At 73.3% G+C, this 17,581-nt stretch carries 17 protein-coding genes and 2 pseudogenes; 7 read left to right on the plus strand and 12 right to left on the minus strand.

Annotated elements, in window-relative coordinates:
• The 4 genes and pseudogenes from PV343_RS34925 to PV343_RS34940 form a co-directional block, all read right to left on the minus strand.
• Positions 1–433: pseudogene (locus PV343_RS34925) on the minus strand (ribonuclease E/G); the annotation flags it as partial.
• Between the two features lie 262 nt (positions 434–695).
• Positions 696–1,472, minus strand: a complete 777-nt coding sequence (locus PV343_RS34930) for a TIGR03936 family radical SAM-associated protein (RefSeq protein ID WP_319151053.1) — start codon at positions 1,470–1,472, stop codon at positions 696–698.
• Positions 1,473–1,518: 46 nt separating this feature from the next.
• Positions 1,519–2,634 (minus strand): hypothetical protein, encoded by a 1,116-nt coding sequence (locus tag PV343_RS34935; protein ID WP_319151054.1) that lies wholly within the window; start codon positions 2,632–2,634, stop codon positions 1,519–1,521.
• Positions 2,635–2,671: 37 nt separating this feature from the next.
• Positions 2,672–3,286 carry a hypothetical protein gene (locus tag PV343_RS34940; RefSeq protein ID WP_319151055.1) on the minus strand — a complete coding sequence of 205 codons (615 nt, stop codon included), beginning with the start codon at positions 3,284–3,286 and terminating at the stop codon, positions 2,672–2,674.
• 166 nt (positions 3,287–3,452) lie between these two features.
• Between PV343_RS34940 and PV343_RS34945 the strand changes: the two genes are divergently transcribed.
• The 4 genes from PV343_RS34945 to PV343_RS34960 all read left to right on the plus strand — a co-directional run bounded on the left by PV343_RS34945 (position 3,453) and on the right by PV343_RS34960 (position 7,840).
• Positions 3,453–4,679, plus strand: coding sequence for a dipeptidyl aminopeptidase (locus PV343_RS34945; RefSeq protein WP_319151056.1), 1,227 nt, complete (start codon positions 3,453–3,455; stop codon positions 4,677–4,679).
• Between the two features lie 93 nt (positions 4,680–4,772).
• Complete coding sequence (locus tag PV343_RS34950) at positions 4,773–5,126, plus strand: DUF805 domain-containing protein (protein WP_319151057.1); 354 nt, start codon at positions 4,773–4,775, stop codon at positions 5,124–5,126.
• Between the two features lie 119 nt (positions 5,127–5,245).
• Positions 5,246–6,211, plus strand: a complete 966-nt coding sequence (locus PV343_RS34955; RefSeq protein ID WP_319151059.1) for a YhjD/YihY/BrkB family envelope integrity protein — start codon at positions 5,246–5,248, stop codon at positions 6,209–6,211.
• Positions 6,212–6,349: 138 nt separating this feature from the next.
• Entirely contained in the window at positions 6,350–7,840 is a 1,491-nt protein-coding gene (locus tag PV343_RS34960) for a diacylglycerol/lipid kinase family protein (RefSeq protein ID WP_319151060.1), read from the plus strand.
• On the opposite strand, the gene PV343_RS34965 is transcribed toward PV343_RS34960, so the two are convergent.
• The 4 genes and pseudogenes from PV343_RS34965 to PV343_RS34980 form a co-directional block, all read right to left on the minus strand.
• Positions 7,788–8,549 carry an SDR family oxidoreductase gene (locus tag PV343_RS34965; protein WP_319151061.1) on the minus strand — a complete coding sequence of 254 codons (762 nt, stop codon included), beginning with the start codon at positions 8,547–8,549 and terminating at the stop codon, positions 7,788–7,790. The genes PV343_RS34960 and PV343_RS34965 overlap by 53 nt on opposite strands.
• 27 nt (positions 8,550–8,576) lie before the next feature.
• On the minus strand, positions 8,577–11,165 hold the full coding sequence (locus tag PV343_RS34970; RefSeq protein WP_319151062.1) for an amino acid permease: 2,589 nt from the start codon (positions 11,163–11,165) through the stop codon (positions 8,577–8,579).
• A gap of 247 nt (positions 11,166–11,412) precedes the next feature.
• Entirely contained in the window at positions 11,413–12,099 is a 687-nt protein-coding gene (locus PV343_RS34975) for a hypothetical protein (RefSeq protein ID WP_319151063.1), read from the minus strand.
• Positions 12,100–12,245: 146 nt separating this feature from the next.
• A pseudogene (locus tag PV343_RS34980) lies at positions 12,246–12,470 on the minus strand (cupin domain-containing protein); the annotation flags it as partial.
• Between PV343_RS34980 and PV343_RS34985 the strand changes: the two are divergent.
• Both PV343_RS34985 and PV343_RS34990 read left to right on the plus strand, forming a co-directional pair.
• Positions 12,421–12,582, plus strand: a complete 162-nt coding sequence (locus tag PV343_RS34985) for a hypothetical protein (protein WP_319151103.1) — start codon at positions 12,421–12,423, stop codon at positions 12,580–12,582. The pseudogene PV343_RS34980 and the gene PV343_RS34985 sit on opposite strands and share 50 nt — an antisense overlap.
• A 154-nt stretch (positions 12,583–12,736) precedes the next feature.
• The gene (locus PV343_RS34990) at positions 12,737–13,309 is read left to right on the plus strand and encodes a dihydrofolate reductase family protein (protein ID WP_319151064.1); all 573 of its coding nucleotides are present in this window, start codon (positions 12,737–12,739) and stop codon (positions 13,307–13,309) included.
• A 55-nt stretch (positions 13,310–13,364) separates the two neighbouring features.
• On the opposite strand, the gene PV343_RS34995 is transcribed toward PV343_RS34990, so the two are convergent.
• Positions 13,365–13,925: an ATP-binding protein gene (locus tag PV343_RS34995; protein ID WP_319151065.1), complete on the minus strand. Its 561-nt coding sequence runs from the start codon at positions 13,923–13,925 to the stop codon at positions 13,365–13,367.
• Positions 13,926–14,066: 141 nt separating this feature from the next.
• On the opposite strand from PV343_RS34995, the gene PV343_RS35000 reads away from it, so the two are divergent.
• Positions 14,067–14,666: a TetR/AcrR family transcriptional regulator gene (locus tag PV343_RS35000; protein ID WP_319151066.1), complete on the plus strand. Its 600-nt coding sequence runs from the start codon at positions 14,067–14,069 to the stop codon at positions 14,664–14,666.
• 39 nt (positions 14,667–14,705) lie between these two features.
• On the opposite strand, the gene PV343_RS35005 is transcribed toward PV343_RS35000, so the two are convergent.
• The 3 genes from PV343_RS35005 to PV343_RS35015 all read right to left on the minus strand — a co-directional run bounded on the left by PV343_RS35005 (position 14,706) and on the right by PV343_RS35015 (position 17,541).
• Positions 14,706–14,972 (minus strand): hypothetical protein, encoded by a 267-nt coding sequence (locus PV343_RS35005; protein ID WP_319151067.1) that lies wholly within the window; start codon positions 14,970–14,972, stop codon positions 14,706–14,708.
• A 126-nt stretch (positions 14,973–15,098) separates the two neighbouring features.
• Positions 15,099–16,730 (minus strand): serine hydrolase, encoded by a 1,632-nt coding sequence (locus PV343_RS35010; protein ID WP_319151068.1) that lies wholly within the window; start codon positions 16,728–16,730, stop codon positions 15,099–15,101.
• A gap of 133 nt (positions 16,731–16,863) precedes the next feature.
• A complete protein-coding gene (locus PV343_RS35015; RefSeq protein ID WP_319151069.1) occupies positions 16,864–17,541 on the minus strand; it encodes a GAP family protein in 678 nt (225 codons plus the stop codon).
• Between the last annotated feature and the right edge of the window lie 40 nt (positions 17,542–17,581).

A 17,581-nucleotide genomic window follows, 5' to 3' on the forward strand; every position in this document is an offset into this window, starting at 1 on the left:
GGCGGGTGGGACGGGCCGGGACCTCTTCGGCGACCTCGGCGGCACCGGCGCTCGCCACGGCCGCCTCGGGCTCGGCGGCGGCCGTCGTGGCGGGCACGACCGTCTCGGCGCCCTCGGCCTCGGCCGACGCGGGACCGGCCGGCGCGGAGACACGACGGGTGGCCCGGCGGCGGGTACGGGCGGCGGGCGCGGGCTCCTCCACGGCCCCGCTCTCGGCCTTGGCCTTCTCCTCGGCCCGGGCCTTCTCCTCGGCCTCGGTGATCTCGTCGGCCTCCGCTGCCGGTATGGCCGGCTCGGTCACCTCGGTGGGCGCCTCGGCCCCGGAGGGCGGGCCCGCCGGGCGGGAGGCGGCACGGCGACGCCTGCGCGGGGGCAGGGTGTCGCTCGGCGTGTTCAGTTCGGAACCCTCGTTGGGTTCGGTCGGTTCGAGCATGCGGGCATTTCTCCCGTCAGGCTCCCGGGCGCCGCGCCTGGTCCGGCGGCGGTCTCGATGGACCGTCCGCCGTTGACGTCCGCGGCCCGCGCGATGCGCGATGGCCGCCGTCCGGGGCGCGGGCGCCGCACGGGAGCACTCTGTGTCCTGTCTCGCCGGTTCCGTACGCCTTGTCGGTACGGCCTGGCGAAAGTCTTCTGGTCGGTGCGCTGCCCGACCCAGGTGGCTCCCGAGTACGAGGGCGGCGCTACGACGTCCGTCCCTACGCGGAACCTTCCGGCGTCGGCGCCGTCGCGGCGGTAGCCGGTGCGGCCGTCAGGGCCTCGGCTGCCTCGCGGTCGGGCGCGAGCGGGTCGGTCACCGTGCCGGTCTCTTCATCGAACAGCCCCTGCGCCAGCCTGGTCACCGCTGCGGGGACCGGCGGCGCCAGGTCGGCCACGGCGCGGAGACCGGACAGGACGTCGTCGGGTCGTACGGCAGGCGTCACGTGCCGAACAACCAGCCGCAGTATCGCACAGGGCTGGTCGGTCGGCCTATCAGCCTGCGAACTGTGCGTTTCCAGGCCGGCCACGGCCGGGCGGGCGTCGAAGGTGCGGACGCCGTTCTTGGTCATCCGCTGCACCTCGACGGTGTCGGCCTTGATGAAGGCCTCGACCGCGCGCTCGGCGTCGGCCGGGTCGACGCCGTCCAGCCGCAGCTCCCACACGGAGGCCGTGAGCCGGTCGGCGAGGCCCGAGGTCCGTGCCTCGACCGCGTCGACGATGTCGAGCCCGGTGGGCAGCGACTCGTCGAGGAGGACGCGCAGCGGCTCGGGGTCGCGCGGCGCGGTCAGCGCGATCTCCAGGTACTCCGCCTCACTGCCCGTGCCGGTGGGTGCGGCATTGGCGTACGACACCTTCGGATGCGGCGTGAACCCCGCCGAGTACGCCATGGGCACCTCGGCGCGGCGCAGCGCACGCTCGAAGGCGCGCTGGAAGTCTCGGTGGCTGGTGAACCGGAGGCGGCCGCGCTTGGTGTAGCGCAGTCGGATGCGCTGCACCGCGGGTGCGGGCGGCGGGCCTTCGGGCTGTCGCTTGCCCAGTGTCCTAGTCCTTCGTGAGAGCGGTCGTACTGCTACCAAGAGTACGTGTCTCGCGGCCCGTGGGTTCCCGCCGGTCCACCGCGGTCCGTGGCCGGGGCTCGCCCAGGAGCACGCGCCGGAAGTCGGCGCGTGCCTGCCGCAGGGTCTCGCGGGCGCCGTCCAGCGCCTGCCGGGCGGTGCGGCCCACCGCGCGCGCGGCCCGGGCGGCCGGCCGCAGGACGAGGTCCCGTACGACGTGCCCGACGGGGGTGAGGAGCGTGCGGTACGCCCAGCGCAGGGGCTCGGTGAGGATCCGGAAGATCCACCGGAAGAGGGTCGCCAGGACCCGTCCGGCGGCGCGCGAGATCCGTCCGGCCACCCGCCAGGCGTGCCCGAGGGCCTCCCCCACCTCCCGCGCGACGACGGCGAGGACGCGCCCCGCGGGTGCGAGGACCCAGCGCCACAGGGCGAGGGCGGGCAGGACGAACAGAACGCGGGCGGTCCAGTACAGGACGGCGCCGACCCCGGTGACGACGGCCGCGGCGAGCCGGGCCAGCGCCCGTCCGGCCGGTGCGAGGACCCAGGCGTACAGCACGCGCGCGGGGACGACGACGAGGTGACGCGCCAGCCAGGCCGCGCCGGCCCACACGCCGGCCCCGGCCGCGGCGAGCAGACGGCCGACGAACTCCAGCGACCTGACGACCGCTCGGCCCACCGGGGCGAGCACGCGCGCGTACAGCCGAGCGAGTCCCGCCCCGGCCGCTCGCGCCACGCGGGCGAGGGCGTGGCCCACGGGGGTCAGCACGCGCGCGTAGAGCCAGCGCAGCGGCACGACCAGGAGGACGTGGCCGAGCACTCCGAGCGCCTTCCCGACGGGCACGAGGACGTGGCGCCACAGCGTCACCCAGGGCCACACCAGCAGCGCCCACCCGGCCCACAGCAGCGCGCGGCCCACCGGCCGCAGCACCGTGTCCCGCAGGAGGCGTCCGCACACGACGAGCGCGTCCCAGGCCATCCGCACCGGGAGCACCAGGACGAGGACGACGATCCGCACGGGAAGGCGGATCGCCACGGTGAGGCACCCTTCGGGCTGTCGTGCTTCGGGCCGTCGTGGCGGGGCGGGCGGCTTGTCGAGGTCCATACCGGGTCAGACGCCGGCGGCGGCCGTACGGATGCGCCTACGCCTGGACGCCCTCGGTGACGCGCGCCTTGTACGCCTCCGGGTAGCGCTCCGTGAACTTGATGACGGCGACCAGCAGGACGACCGGGATGACCCAGTTGAGCCAGTCGTCCATGGACGGGACGCGGATGGCCAGGTACGTCGAGAGGGCCATCAGGACGAAGACCACGCCCCAGGCCGCGGTCAGCACCCGGTTGATGTGCAGGAAGACGGGCGAGTCCCACACCTCGCGGGGCGTCTGCGCGCGGGCGTACTGAGCGGTGAAGGGGTCCTTGAGCAGCGAGCCCAGCGCGACGGCGGCCACCACCGCGTTGGAGATGACCTGGGCGTAGGTCTCCAGCCACACGAGTTCCGAGCGGTCCAGGGCGAGGGCGAGGACGGTGATGACGGCGAAGAAGACGATGCCGACCGCGTCCAGGAGGTAGATCCGCCCGCGCAGGATGTCCTTGCCGGACAGGACGATCGCCGCGATCAGCGCGGCGAGCGCCGCGTACTCCCAGGTACTGGGGCTGGCGACGACACCGAAGATGATCCAGGGGGCGAACGAGAAGAACACGCTGCCCGTGCCGACGGGCTTGCGGGGCGGTGCCTTCGTCTCCGTCTGCTGCGCCATGGGGGTTCCTCCCGTCGGGTGCCGCCACCCCCCGCTCCTCTCATCGTGCCGTCGGCCGGCGCCCGGCGCACGCCGCTCGTTGTGCGGCCGGCGCGGCGCGGTCCTAGCGTGGGATCTGGCGGTCGCGACGTGCGGGGGTGCCGACACGGGCTGTCCGGGAGCCGCCATGACCCACCGTTTCAGCGACAACGTCCAGTTCGACTACGAGATCGTGGTCGCCCTCGGCTCGGCCTGGCGGCAGGGCGCCGACGTGGGCGAGGTGCTGGCGACGGCTGCCGCCGTCGCGGACGCCGGCGGGCAGGAGTGGTTCGACGCCTGGGCCGCGCTGGGCCGCAGGGTGCGGGAGGAGGCCGACCGCTGTGCGGCGCGCGGGCACGCGGTGAGCGCCCGGGACGCCTGGCTGCGTGCCGCCGGCTATCTCGGCACCGCGCTCGTCGGCGTGGACGCGGTCGCGGACCCGGACAAGCGGCTGGCCGAGGTGTTCCCGGAGCACCGGGCCTGTTTCGACCGCTTCCTCGGTTCCCTGCGGCCGCCCGCCGAGCCGGTGGCGATCCCCTACGAGGACATGACGCTGCCCGGCTACCTGATCAGCCCGCCCGGTGCCTCCGGTGCGTCGGGCCGGTCGCCGACACTGATCGTCAACAACGGCAGCGACGGCCCGGTCAGCACCGCCTGGACCATGCTCGGGGCGCCGGCCGTGGCCCGTGGCTACCGCGTCCTGCTGTTCGACGGCCCGGGCCAGCAGTCGACGCTGTTCGAGCACGGGGTGACCTTCCGGCCCGACTGGGAGAAGGTCGTCACCCCGGTCGTGGACTTCCTGCTCGCCCGTCCCGACGTCGATCCCGCGCGGATCGTCCTGGCCGGCGTCAGCCAGGCCGGCTACTGGGTGCCGCGTGCCCTGGCCTTCGAGCACCGGATCGCCGCCGCGGTCGCCGACCCGGGGGTGGTGCGGGTGGCCGACAGCTGGTGGCACAACCTCGGGCCCGAGCTGCGCGGGCTGTGGGAGTCCGGCGAGCGGGAGACCTTCGACCGCGTGCTGGAGGGCGCCTTCGCCGAGGACCCGGCGCTCGCCGCGACATGGCGCTGGCGGGCCAAGCCGTACGGCATCGACGTACCGTCCGAACTGCTGGCCGAGGTGAGCCGGTACGACCTGGCGCCCGTCGTCGGCCGGATCACGACCCCGCTGCTGATCACCGACCCGGACGGCGAGCATTTCTGGCCGGGCGCCTCACGGGAGTTGTACGACTTGCTCCCGGGGCCGAAGCGGCTGGTCCGGTTCACCGAGGCCGAGGGGGCGCACCGGCACTGCGAACCCATGGGCCGCGCCCTGTTCGAGCAGCGTGTCTTCGACTGGCTGGACGGTTTCTGTCACCGAACGGCCGCAGCAAGGTAACGCCTTGAGCTGTGCACGCCAGAGCGATGGCTTTCGGTCATGGCGACTGATTCGATGGGGGTCACGCACATCACCATCCCTGGGGGGACGAGAATGCACTGGTACGTGGACGTCCTGAAGAAGTACGCGGTCTTCAGCGGGCGCGCGCGCCGACAGGAATACTGGATGTTCTTCCTGTTCAACCTGATCATCAGCATCGTGCTGACGGTCGTCGATCGCGCGATCGGCTCGAACATCCTCAGCCTCATCTACACCCTGGCCGTCCTGCTTCCGGGCCTCGGTGTCGCCGTCCGGCGTCTGCACGACACCGGCCGCTCCGGCTGGTGGATCTTCATCTCCCTCGTCCCGCTCGTGGGCGCGATCATCCTGATCGTCTTCCTCGCCAGCGAGGGCAAGGCGGAGCCGAACGAGTACGGGGCCAACCCCAAGTACGCCACCGCCGCCTGACCGCACGTCAGCGCGACAGCAGGGCCCGCCGGAGTCTCCGGCGGGCCTTTGCCGTGTCGGCGGCGGCGAACCGGCACTCGGGGCGGCTAAAGTCACCTTCCGGGCATACCGCCCTGATCGTGCGTCCCGAGGAGGGCAGGACGGCGGAGACAAGTCGCCGGCGCCTGACCAGAACGCTCACGTTCTGGCTGCGTCCCGCCTTCGCGCTGGGGTGCTTCGCCCGCTTCCAGCGGATCGCGGGGTTCGACCGCTCGATGGCCCTGGCCTCCAGTTCGCTGACCGCCCTGGTGCCGGTCGCGATCATCGGCGGCACCGTGCTGTCCAGCCTCACCAAATCGGACGCCGCGGACCGGATCATCTCCCGGTACGGCCTCAGCGGAGCCGGTGCCGACGCGGTGAAGTCCCTCTTCTCGCCCGCCGAGAGCAGCGCCGGCGTGGGCGTGTTCGGCGTGCTGTTCCTCGTCGTCTCGGCGCTGAGCTTCACCCGCGCCCTGCAGCGCCTGTTCGAACAGACCTGGGAGCTCAAGCCGCTCAGCGTGCGCAACACGCGCAACGGGCTGTGGTGGCTGCTGTCCGGAGGTGTGTTCGCGCTGGCCACCGGCTGGCTGTACGCCGCGTTCGGCGAGACCAGGCGGGGGCTCGTGGCCACGATCTGCGAGATGCCGCTGTCCGCCGTTTTCCTGATCTGGAGCGGTTACCTGCTCTCCGCCCGGAGGGTCGGCTGGCAGGACCTGGTCCCCTTCGGCGTCACGGCGGCCGTGGCGACGGCCGTCTACTCCTGGTGCACCGCCCTCTACCTGCCGCACCTGTTCAACACCTCCGCCGAGCGCTACGGGGTGGTCGGGGCCGTCTTCGCGCTGATCTCGGCGCTCTTCGGCGCCATGCTCGTCGTCGTCGGGTCGGCCGTGCTGGGGCGCGAGGTCGCGGACGAGCTCTCGCGGATCGCCCAAGGGCAGCGCACGCCCGACGACGAGGTCCGCCGGCAGTGGGACAGCGTCGTCGAGCAGACCGTCTCCCGCTGGCGCAAGGTGCGCCGCCAGGTGTCCCGCCACCGCCCAGGAGAACCGCCCGACGAAGGGGACTGAACGGGCCGCACCGACGCGGGTTCACCCTCGCCGGGTGAGGTGGGCGGCCGGCACCGGGCGGACGCTGGGACCCGACACCCCGCCGCCCGGGGCGAGCGGGGCACCGGGCCGCAGCGGCGAGACGAGGCGAGGCGCAGGATGACCCCCGAAGGCCGTCCCTGGTGGGCGCGTCTGGCACTGGCGGCCCTGGTGGGCAGTGCCGTGGTGCCGCTCGTCGCCGCGGGGCTGCGCAGTGCGCTCTGGCTTCTGCTCGCGGTGGCGGGCGTGGCGCTGACGGCGGTCGGCGTGTGGTGGACGCTCGCCCACACCGGGCCGCTGCGACTGCTCGGCGCGCTGCTGTCCGTGGCCGCTCCGCTCACCGTCCTCGGCCTCTACTCCTCGTACGGCTTGCTGTGGCCGGCCGTGGCGGCCTTCGTCCTGTGGCTGGTCGCCCATGCCGCGGGGCACGCCGCGCTGGTCCCCGAGGACGACGACGTCACCGGGCAGTGGCGGCGTCCGGCTCCCGCGCCCCGCCACCCGTGGATCGTGATGAACCCGCTCTCCGGGGGCGGCAAGGTGGACCGCTTCGGCCTGGCGGAGCGGGCCCGGGCGGCGGGCGCCGAGGTGGTCCTGCTCGAACCCGGGGCCCACCAGGACGTGGCCGCCCTGGCCCGGCGCGCGGTCGCCGAGGGGGCGGACCTGCTGGGCGTGGCCGGGGGCGACGGCACCCAGGCCCTGGTCGCCGAGGTGGCCGCGCGCCACGGTCTGCCCTTCCTGGCGATCCCCGCGGGCACCCGCAACCACTTCGCCCTGGACCTCGGCCTGGACCGCCGGGACCCGTCCACCGCGCTCCAGGCCCTGTCCGACGGCGTGGAGTTCCGGGTGGACCTCGGGTACGCGGCCGGCCGGGCGTTCGTCAACAACGCCTCGTTCGGCACGTACGCTGCCGTGGTCGCCGAGCCCGAGTACCGGGGTCACAAGCTGCAGACCGCGTTCCGGTCGCTGCCCGTCCTCCTCACGGGCCCGCGGGCGCCCCGCCTGGAGGTACGGGCCGGCGACCACCACCTGGGCGGGCTGCAGGCGCTGCTCGTCAGCAACAACCCGTATCTGCGCGCCGTCGACGCGGGCCGGCCCGGCCGGCGGCGGAGCCTGGCGTCGGGGCTGCTCGGCGTGGTGTGCGTACGGGTGGACGACACGGCGCAGGCGGCGCGGCTGGTGCGCGGAGACCGCTCCCGCGGTCTCACCCGGCTGACCGCCAGGGAGGTCGTCGTGGCGGGCGGCGGCGACGGCACGCTGGCCGCCGGCATCGACGGCGAGCACGTGACCCTCCCCGCGCCCGTCGTCTGCCGCATCGCCCCGGGCGCGCTGCGCGTCCGCGTCCCCCGCGACCGCCCCGGCCACCCCGCCGGCGGTCCCCCGGTCGACTGGCCGGAAGTGACCCGCCTGGCCCTGGACCGCACGGGGGCACGCTCCACGGCCGCCTGGGCCGCCCGGGGGCGTCACGACCACCACGGGACTCGATGGTGGCCGATGGTCCGCTCGGGGGTCCGTAGGACTCGGGGGTCAGTGGGACTCCGGGGTCAGGGGGACTCCGGGGTCAGTGGGAGAGGAGTTGCTGGCCGCCGTCGATGTCGTAGGTCGCGCCCGTGAGCGCCCCGTTGCACATCAGGTGGACGGCCAGGGCCGCGACGTCGGCCGGTCCCACGACCCGCCGGATGGGGAGGCTCGCGCGCAGTTCCTCGCGCCGGGCCTCGAGGCGGTCGCCGAGGAGCGCGGCGGACAGGGGGGTGTCGACGAAGCCGGCGGCGATGAGGTTCACCCGGACCGGCGCCAGTTCTAGTGCCAGGTTCGCGACCAGGGCGGGCAGCGCCGCGGTCATGGCGGAGACGACGGCCATGCCGGGTGCGGGGCGCCTGCCTCCGGTGCCGCCGATGAACAGCAGTGTGCCGCCGTCGCGGACCTTGCCGCGGCTGTGCAGGGCCACCCCGAGCGTCAGGGCGAGGCGGTCGCCGAAGTCCCGCCGGGCGTCGTCGAGGTCGAGTTCGTCCAGCGGCCGGTAACTGGGGGCACCGGCGGTCACCATGACGTGGTCGACCGGTTCCGGCAGGCCGTCGAAGAACTCCTTGAGCCGGTCGGTGTCGGTGGCGTCGAACGCCGCGGTGGCGACGGGGTCGAGCCCGGCCGCGGCCCGCCGCAGCCGCTCGGGGTCGCGGCCGGTCATGACCAGGCGGGCGCCGTCCGCGCGCGCCTGGCGGGCGGTCTCCAGACCGATGCCGGCGCTGGCGCCGATCACCACCACCGTCCGGTCGGCGAGGCGGGGCCGGTCACGGGTGTCGGCGGCGCTGGACTCTGCACTCATCGGTACCTCCGGGGGTGGGCGGCGGGGTCACGGGCCGGCCTGCGGGGACAGGTCCTGCTCGGTCCAGAGCGTCTTGCCGGTAGGGGTGTAACGGGTGCCCCAGTGGTGGGTCATCTGGGCGATGATGAACAGGCCCCGGCCGCCCTCGTCGTCGGTCGCGGCGTGCCGCAGGTTGGGCGCGGTGTGGCCGGTGTCGGAGACCTCGCAGATCAGGGTCCGGTCGCGGATCAGGCGCACCTGGACGGGGCCGCCCGCGTACCGGATGGCGTTGGTGACCAGTTCGCTGACGATGAGTTCCGTGGTGAACACCAATTCGTCCAGGCCCCAGTCGCCCAGTTGCTTGCCGACGGCGGCCCGGATGGTGGCCACTGCGGCCGGGTCGGGGGGCAGTTCCCACTGGGCGAACCGGCTGCGGTCGAGCATCCGGGTGCGGACCAGGAGCAGCGTCGCGTCCACGTCCACCGGCCCGGGCAGCAGGGTGGTCACCGCCCGGTCGCAGAGTTCGTCGAGCGATTCCCGGCCGTCGTGGTCCCCGGCGAGGACGCGGGACAGCTCGGCGAGTCCGGCGTCACCGCCGTCGGTGGCCTGCAGCAGGCCGCCGGTGAAGAGGGCGAGGAGGCTGCCCGGCGGGAGCCGGAACTCGGTGCTCCGGTAGGGCACGCCGGCGACGCCCAGCGGCGGCCCGGGCGGCAGCCGGGGGAAGTGGGCCTCGCCCCGGCGGGGTTCGACGACCGCCAGCACCGACTCTCCGGCGCGGGCCAGGCTGCACTCGCCGGAGACGGGGTCGTACACGGCGTACAGGCAGGTCACCCCCATGGACGCGTCGGCGGGTGACCAGGGGTGGCCATGGGCGCGGCCGACTTCGCGGTCGTGCACGGCCTGCTCGGCCAGGTCGCCGAGGCGGGAGAGGAGTTCGTCCGGGGCCAGGTCGAGCCGGGCCAGGACGCGCACGCCGGTGCGCAGGCGTCCCATGGTGGCCGCGGCGCGCAGGCCGTGGCCGAGCACGTCCCCGACGACCAGGCCGACCCGGGTGCCGGACAGCGGGATGACGTCGTACCAGTCGCCGCCCACGCCGGAGCCGCTGTCGGCGGGCAGGTAGCGGCTCGCCGAGTCGACGGCGGTGTGCGCGGGCAGCCGGCGCGGCAGGAGGCTGCGCTGGAGCTTGAGGGCGACGGTGTGACCCCGGGTGACCACCGGCATGAGCAGCAGGCCGATCAGCAGGGCGCCCAGGCCGATGAAGGTGACGCCGCCGATGGCTCCGAGCAGCGGCAGGTCGACGCTGGTGGCGCCGTACCCGGGTGCCGCGTAGACGTAGGCGGCGTAGCAGAACAGGCAGAACATGATCAGCCCGCCGAGCCCGGGCAGCACGCCCTTGAAGACGAGGTCCTTGGTGCTGCGGCGCAGGACCATGCGGTGGTACCAGACGCAGGCGAAGCCGGTCAGCCCGTACTGGAAGGTGATGGCGAGACCGACGGAGTCGATCGAGTCGGCCAGCACGTTCCCGCTGAAGGAGGTGAGTACGACGAGGAAGGCGACGGACACCGCTCCCATGCCGACGGTGGACCAGGTCGGGGTGAGGAACCTCCGGTGGACCCGGGCGAACCGGGCGGGCACGGCCTTGTGGACCGCCATCGAGAACACGGTCCTGGCCAGCGGCAGGATGGTGGTCAGGGTGGACGCGAGCGCCGAGGTCAGCACCATCAGGATCAGCAGTCGGGTCAGCACGAGCCCTGCGGCCTGGTTGCCGAAGACGGCCTCGCCCAGCCCGGACAGGACGTCGTCGGAGTCGCCGGGGTTGCCGAGCCCGATGCCCGAGGAGCCGACCCCGGCGAAGGCCTGGGCCGAGGTGGCCACGAGTGCGTACAGGACCAGGAGCAGCACGGTGGACAGGACGGCGGCGCGCCCGGGGATGCGGGTGCTGTCGACGGTCTCCTCGTTGATCGAGACGGCGGTGTCCCAGCCCCAGTAGATGAAGACTCCCGCCAGCAGCCCCGAGGTGAGGGCCTTCAGCGAGGAGACCTCGAAGGGGTTGAACCAGGAGGCGGAGACGTGGATCGCCCCCGACGGGGGGTCGCTGTAGACCCGGAACAGCGCGGAGACGGCGAAGAGGACGAGCACGCCGACCTCGAGGCACAGCAGCCAGCGCTGGACGGCGGCCGAGAACTCGATGCCGACGTAGCAGACCGCGGTCATCACGGTGATCCAGATGACGCCGGCCACGGTGGTCCACAGCCGGTCCTCGGCGAGCGCGTCCTGGCCGACCAGCCGGAAGCCGTAGGAGCCGGCGATCTCGGCGAGGCTCGCCATGACGATGACGTTGGCGACGACGATGCCCCAGCCGCCCATCCACCCGGTGCGCGGCCCGAAGGCGCGGGTGGCCCAGGTGAAGGTGGTCCCGCAGTCGGCGTTGCTCGCGTTGAGCTCCCGGAAGGCGTACGCGATCAGCAGCATCGGCAGGAACGACAGCATGGTGACGATCGGGGCCTGCAGGCCGACCGCCGTCACGATGAGTCCCAGGGTCGCGGCGAGGCTGTAGGCGGGCGCGGTGGACGCTATCCCGATCACGACCGAGGAGAACAGGCCGAGGGCGTTGTTCTTGAGCCCCTTGCGGCCCACCCCTGTCCCGGGCGCGGGACGGCCGGGAGACTCGGCGCCGCCAAAGTGCCTCACACTTGATTGCAACGCGGGGCCGCTCACCTCCGCAACAGCGGGGGGCAGGCGGGTGAGCCCGCCGACCGGCCGTGCGGTGCGGCCGGCGGCCGGGGTGTGCGTTCGGCGGCCCCTGCCCGCTTGAGCTGGTCAGGGGCCGCTCGGTGCCGTTCGGAGGGCGCGGTTCACGGCCGCCCGGGACGGATTCCGGGGCTCAGGGCTGGGGCGAGACCGCGGTCCACCTGGACTGCGGGACGTTGCCCTGGGCCGGGGCGGGACACACCAGGGCGGTGCCGTTGGCCGCGCAGTGCAGGGTGTAGACCGAACCGCCCTGCGTGATGATCTTGTAGAAGGCGTCGCTGCCGTTGGCGTCGACCGAGACGTCGCAGACCGGGGAGTCCGTGGGGTAGCCGGTGATCGTGCTCAGGTCGGTCCAGCCGGGGGTGTTGGCCGGGCCCGAGACGATGTTCGGGTTGTCCGGGGTGGCGTTGATGTTGGGGCGCCGGCCGGCGAACGGCGTCCCGTTGACCAGTGCGGCGAGGAACTGCTCCATGCCGTTGGGCTGAGTCGAGTCGACACCGGTGCCGCACGCCGTCGCGGTGGCCGTCGCCGTCGCCGTCTGGGTGACCGTCTCGGTCACCGTGACGGTGGGCGTGGGGTGCTTGGTCTCGCAGTCGCCACCCCCACGGTGGCGCGGCTTGCCGTGCTCGTCGCAGGGGTGGGGGCCGGCGGTGTAGGTCGTCGCGCCGGTCCGGGAGGTCATGCCGGCGGCCACCGCCACCGCGGGGGTCGCCACCGCGACGGTCACCGCCGTGGCGATCGCGGCGAGCCTGCGGACCCTGCCGGCCCCGCCGGGTGCCGCCGGCCCCTGCCACGGGGCTCTCATGCGCTCAGGACTCACGTGGTGCTCCTTGTTCTCAGAGTGTTCGGGTGTTGCCCGAGTCCGAGTGCGAGCTTGACCGGGGCTCACGGGAACGCCGGTGCTGTCCTGGGAGAACACGCTGGTGGATCAATACATCGGGCTAGCCGACGTGACCCGTCGGGCCGTCAGGCCGCGGCCGTCGGCACGGGTCCGGGTGGCAGGTGGACGGTCATGATCACGTGGCAGGTCGCGTCGCCCGCGCCCCGGTAGACGTGCGCGGTGTCGCCGTGGAACGTGGCGGTCTGCCCGGCCTCGATGGTGTGCTCGGTGCCGTCGACGACCAGGACCATCCGGCCGCTGGTGACGCTGAGGGTCTCCACGACCCCGGCCTGGTGGGGGTGGCTGGGGAACGGCGACCTGCTGAAGGTCGCGGCAGACGAGCTCCAGGGCCTGCTCGCCCCGCACGCCGAGCGCACGAGCGTGCGGTACCTCAGCCCGGCTCAGCCGAGGGTCACGGCCTGAGCGCCGCGGCCCGGCGCGCCTCTCCGACAACTCAAATCGTCTTGACAAAATTATTTGTCGGTTAGATGCTGGAGGCGTCACAAGGGCACGCCCACCACGCGTGCGACGGCGACGCGATCAAGCCCGGACCACGACGAGACACGGAGAAACCCTCATGCGCACTCTGATCAGCACCGCCTTCGTCTCGCTCGACGGCGTCGTGGAGGCTCCGGGCGGCGAGAGCGGTTACCGGAACGCCGGCTGGACGTTCAAGGACGTCGCGTTCCTGCCGGAGGCCTTCGAGCTGAAGGGCCGGGAGCAGAAGGAGGCCACGGCGATGCTCATGGGCCGGGTCAGCTACGAGGCGTTCAGCCCGGTGTGGCCGGCCATGGAGGACTTCGCCGACTACAAGGTGATGCCGAAGTACGTCGTCTCCACCACCCTCGCCGAGGACGACCTCGTGACGGACTGGGGCGACACCACGATCCTGCGCTCGCTCGACGAGGTCGCCGCCCTCAAGGAGACCGAGGGCGGCCCGATCATCGTCCACGGCAGCGCCGAGCTGAACCACGGCCTGGCGGACGCCGGCCTCGTCGACCGCTACCACCTGCTGGTCTTCCCGCTGCTCCTCGGCGCGGGCAAGCGCCTGTTCAGCACCACGGACAAGGACGCGCAGAAGCTGAAGCTGGTCGAGCACGAGGTCTACGCCAACGGCCTGCAGAAGAACGTCTTCGACGTCGTCCGCTGACCTCGGCCGGCCGGGCCCCGCGGATCTCGGGGCCGGCCGCGGACGGGGAAGGGGCTCAGCCCACCGGCTCCCCCGGGCCGGCGCTCCCGTCCCGCAGCTCGAACCAGATGGTCTTGCCCGTGGCCGTCCGGAGACTGCCCCAGGCGTCCGTGAGCAGATCGAGCAGTTCGGTGCCCCGGCCGCCCTCCGCGTCCAGGTCGACGTCGCCGCGCACCGGACCGGCGGGTTCGGTGTCCTCGACCTCGCACAGCAAGCGGGAGCCGCACAGCCGCAGGTTGAGCCGGAGCGGGCCGCGCGTGTGCCGCAGCGCGTTCGTGACCGTCTCGCTGACCAGCAGCTCAGCGGTGTCGGCCAGGTGACCGAGGCCCCAGTGGGCGAGCTGCCCGGTCACCAGGCGGCGCGCCTGCCGCACGGAGGTCGGCTCCCGCCGCAGTGGCCAGGAGGCGTCCCAGACGGTGGCCCGACCCCGCGGGGCGTCCAGCGGGCGCAACGGGGTGAGCATCCGGGACCACAGGGCCCACTGCCGGGCGATCCAGGTGTGCGCGGCAGCACGGGAGGACCGGTCCCCTCGGCGGAGGCGGAGGGTGCGGGGCTCACATATGGCCTGGACGGCCATGGGAATCAATCCTTCGTACATGTAGCAGTCGTTACATCTACGAATATAGGCGTAGCGGGCGCTACAGTAAAGACCCTGCCAAAAACTGGGAAAACGGACTGCTGTACGGCGGTCCGGCCGCCCACTCCCTGGGGAGCCCTGATGCCCCGCCCGCCCGACCCGGCCAAACGGCGCGACCTTCTCGACGGGGTCCGCGCGTACGTGCTCCGCAACGGCCTCGCGGGGCTGTCCCTGCGCCCGCTGGCCCGTGCCCTGGGCACCAGCGACCGCATGCTCCTGTACTACTTCGGGACCAAGGAACGCATGGTCGCCGAGGCGCTCGGGGGCTACGAGCGCCGGCCCCTCATCCGCGTCCGCGAACTGCTGGAGTCCGTCGGACCGCCGCGGGACCCGGCGGCGCTGCGCCGTTTCCTGGAGGAGCTGTGGCGGCGGTTCGACGACCCCGACATCCGCGCCTCGCTCCCGCTCTACCTGGAGCTCATGAGCGCGAGCGTACTGGACCGCAGCCGCTACGGGCCCGTCATGCGGGACATCGTCACCGCCTGGACGGACCTGCTCACCTCCGTCCTCCGCGACCTCGGCATGACCGGGGACCGGGCCAGGACCCAGGCCACCCTGCTGGTCGGCGCGGGTTTCGGCCTCCTGGCCACCCCGCTGGCGGACGGTCACTGGGACCGGGCGGACCAGGCCTTCCGGACACTGCTCGACAGCCTGGAGCCCGGCTGGCACACCACGGCGTGACCCGTCCCGCTCACGGGTGCGGGTCCGGGCCGGGGCGGCTCACGGGTGCGGGCCGGAACGGGGGCGCAGCGCGGGCAGGGCGATGTCGTCCGCGGCGTCGGCGCCGAACTTGATGGCCAGCTCGTCGCAGAAGACGTCGAGGGACGCCTGCGCCGTGGCCGCGCCGGCGCGACGGGCGCGCCCTGCGCGGGGAAGCTCACCAGCAGGCTCGCCGGTCAGCAGCTCGGGGGTGGCCGCCAGGTCCGGCGCGACACCGTCCAGCGCCGACCGCACGAGATGCCGAGCCGACGCGGCGTTCTTCGGCACCGGAGCCAATCGCCACGACGGGGCCCCGGGGGAGCGGGGGTTCCCGCACCTGCTGGGTGCCCGGAATCCCCGGGCTTGAAAGGCGGCGCGGGCGACGGGTGACAACGACTCCCCGGCGGGTCCGGCTCAGCGGCGGAACGTGCCCAGGCCGTTGGCGTCGAGGTGTTCGACGGTGACGCTCGTGGCGCGGTCCGAGCGGACGTGGAACGTGACGCCGGACAGGCCGACGGCGTTCTCGCCCCGGGTGCGGTAGCTGAAGGTGTCACCCGAGTAGTGCGTGAGGGGGAACGTCATCCCGCGCGGGCCCAGCTTCATGCTCAGCCCGCCGCCGCTGTCGCGGGTGACGGTGAGCGGACCGTAGTACGCGTTCGCGTAGGTGCCCGTGTAGACGTCGTCGGCCTTCGCCGGCGCGGCGCCGGCGGGCGGCTTCGCGTAATCGGTGGGTGAGGCGCCCGTGTAGGCGGCCGCCCGCACCACCTTCTCGTAGAACGGCAGCCAGTCGACGGTCTGCCTGCCGTTCTGCGCGATGTCGAAGAACGCGGCGGCCACCGCCTCGGGCACGCCGACGGGCTGGCCGTTCGTGAGCACGACGATGCCCAGCCGCTCGCCGGGCAGCAGGGTGACCGCGGTGGCGGCGCCCAGGTCGAAGGCGCCGGAGTGGTTCAGCCGCAGCCGGCCGCGCTGGTCGTAGCCGACGTTCCAGCCCAGCCCGTAGAAGCCGGGCTCACCCGCCGGGGCGAGCGGCTCCATGGCGACGGAGTGCGGGACGCGGGTCCGGTCCAGCGCCGTCGGATCGACGAGCCGCTTCCCGCCGAACGCGCCGTTGTCCAGTTGCAGGCGCATCCACTTCGTCAGGTCGTCGACGCTGGAACTCGCCCCGCCCGCGGGGGCCTGGCTGTCGGCGTTCTCCGTGGTGGAGGGCTTCCAGCGGCCGTCGGCCTCGACATGGGGCGACGCCTTGTCGGCGGCCTTGTCGTAGTCGGCGCGCCGGTAGCTGGAGTGGTCCATCCCCAGGGGCTGGAACAGCGTGTCCGCCACCAGCCGCGACCAGTCGGTCTTCGCCGCGTCGGCCACCGCCACGCCCGCCGCCGTGAGGCCGTAGTTGGTGTAGGCGTAGCTCGCGCGGAACGGCGTCAGCGGCTCGAGGCGCAGGTGCCGCAGGATGTAGTCGCGCTGGTAGCCCAGGTCCTGGAGCAGGTCGCCCGCGTGGTCGGGCAGCCCGCTGCGGTGCGCGAACAGGTCCGCGACCGTCACGTTCTCGCTCACGTACGGGGTCTTGAGCGCGAAGCCCGGATCATGGGTGACGATCCGGTCGTCCCAGCCGACGACCTTGCGCCCCACCGCCCCGGCGACGACGGTGGACGCCAGCGGCTTGGACAGCGACGCCAGCTGGAACACCGTCCCCGGGTCGACCTTCGCGCTCCGGCCCACCTCGCGGACGCCGAAGCCCTTCGCGTACACCACCCTGCCCTCGTGGACGACGCCCACGGCGACCCCCGGCACCCCGGTGCGCTTCATCGCCTCCCGCACCAGGCCGTCCAGCCGGTCCACGGCCGCCCCCACCTGCGCCCGCGTCAACTGGGGCGGGGGCTGCTTCGGCGGCGTGGAGGCGAGGGACGCGGAGGCGGCGGGGCTGTCGGCGGCGGCGTCCGTACCGGAGCACCCCGGCAGCAGGAACCCGAGCACCCCCAGGCACATCCCCGCGGCGCCCACCCGGGCCGGCCGGCACACCCCGTACCCGCGTCCGCGTCTCGCCATGATCCAGTCACCTCGCGCTCGGGCGCCCGCGGGGACCGCCCGGGGCCCGTCCCATCCTCGCCACGGCGCCGGGTCACGGCATCCGGACGTCGCCGAGCGGGTGAGGAACGGCCGCCGGGCGGGCGTCGCGACCTCAGGACGTGAGGACGTCGATGCCGTCCCCGAGCAGCTTCAGCCCGAACACGAAGAACAGGACGGCCATGATCGCGACGTTGTGCCGCGCGGCCCACTCCTTCCAGTTGCCCAGCATGCTCGCGGCCCGCTCGCTCAGGATCAGGAAGACCACCAGCGGAACCAGCAGCCCGACGGACGCGATGACGACGAAGATCGCCAGTGCGCCGACCTGCTGCCCTACCGGCAGTCCCGACGAGCTGATGGAGGCCGCCGCGGCGATGGTCAGCGGGGCGTTCTTCAGGTTCCCTGCCGACAGCAGCAGGGCGAGGAGGAAGATCTTCACCGGTGGGAAGCGGTCGATCGCCGCCATCCATTTCGGCAGCTGCGCCTGCGTGACGTCGGTGGGCCGATGGCGCCACAGCCGTACACCGAAGAGCGTCAACGCGAGCCCCAGCGCGAGCTTGAGCGCGCCCACCCAGTCGGCCGGATGCCCGTGGCCAAAGGCGTCTCCCCCGCCGCCGATCGCCAGCATCACCGCGCCCAGGGCCGACAGGCCCACCACCCAACCGGCGGCGAACACCAGGCCGTTGCGGCGTCCGTGGGGCGTCGCCAGAAAGATGATGATCGCGACGATCGGCAGCGGACTGACGGCGACGCCGGCCGCCAGGCCCAGCACGTCCCCCAGTACCTGTCCCATGTCTGCCTCCCGGTTTTTCTGGAGTGCAGGTGATATGTGC

Origin of the sequence: Streptomyces sp. WI03-4A, assembly GCF_033792105.1 — a bacterium.
GTDB lineage: Bacteria > Actinomycetota > Actinomycetes > Streptomycetales > Streptomycetaceae > Streptomyces > Streptomyces collinus_A.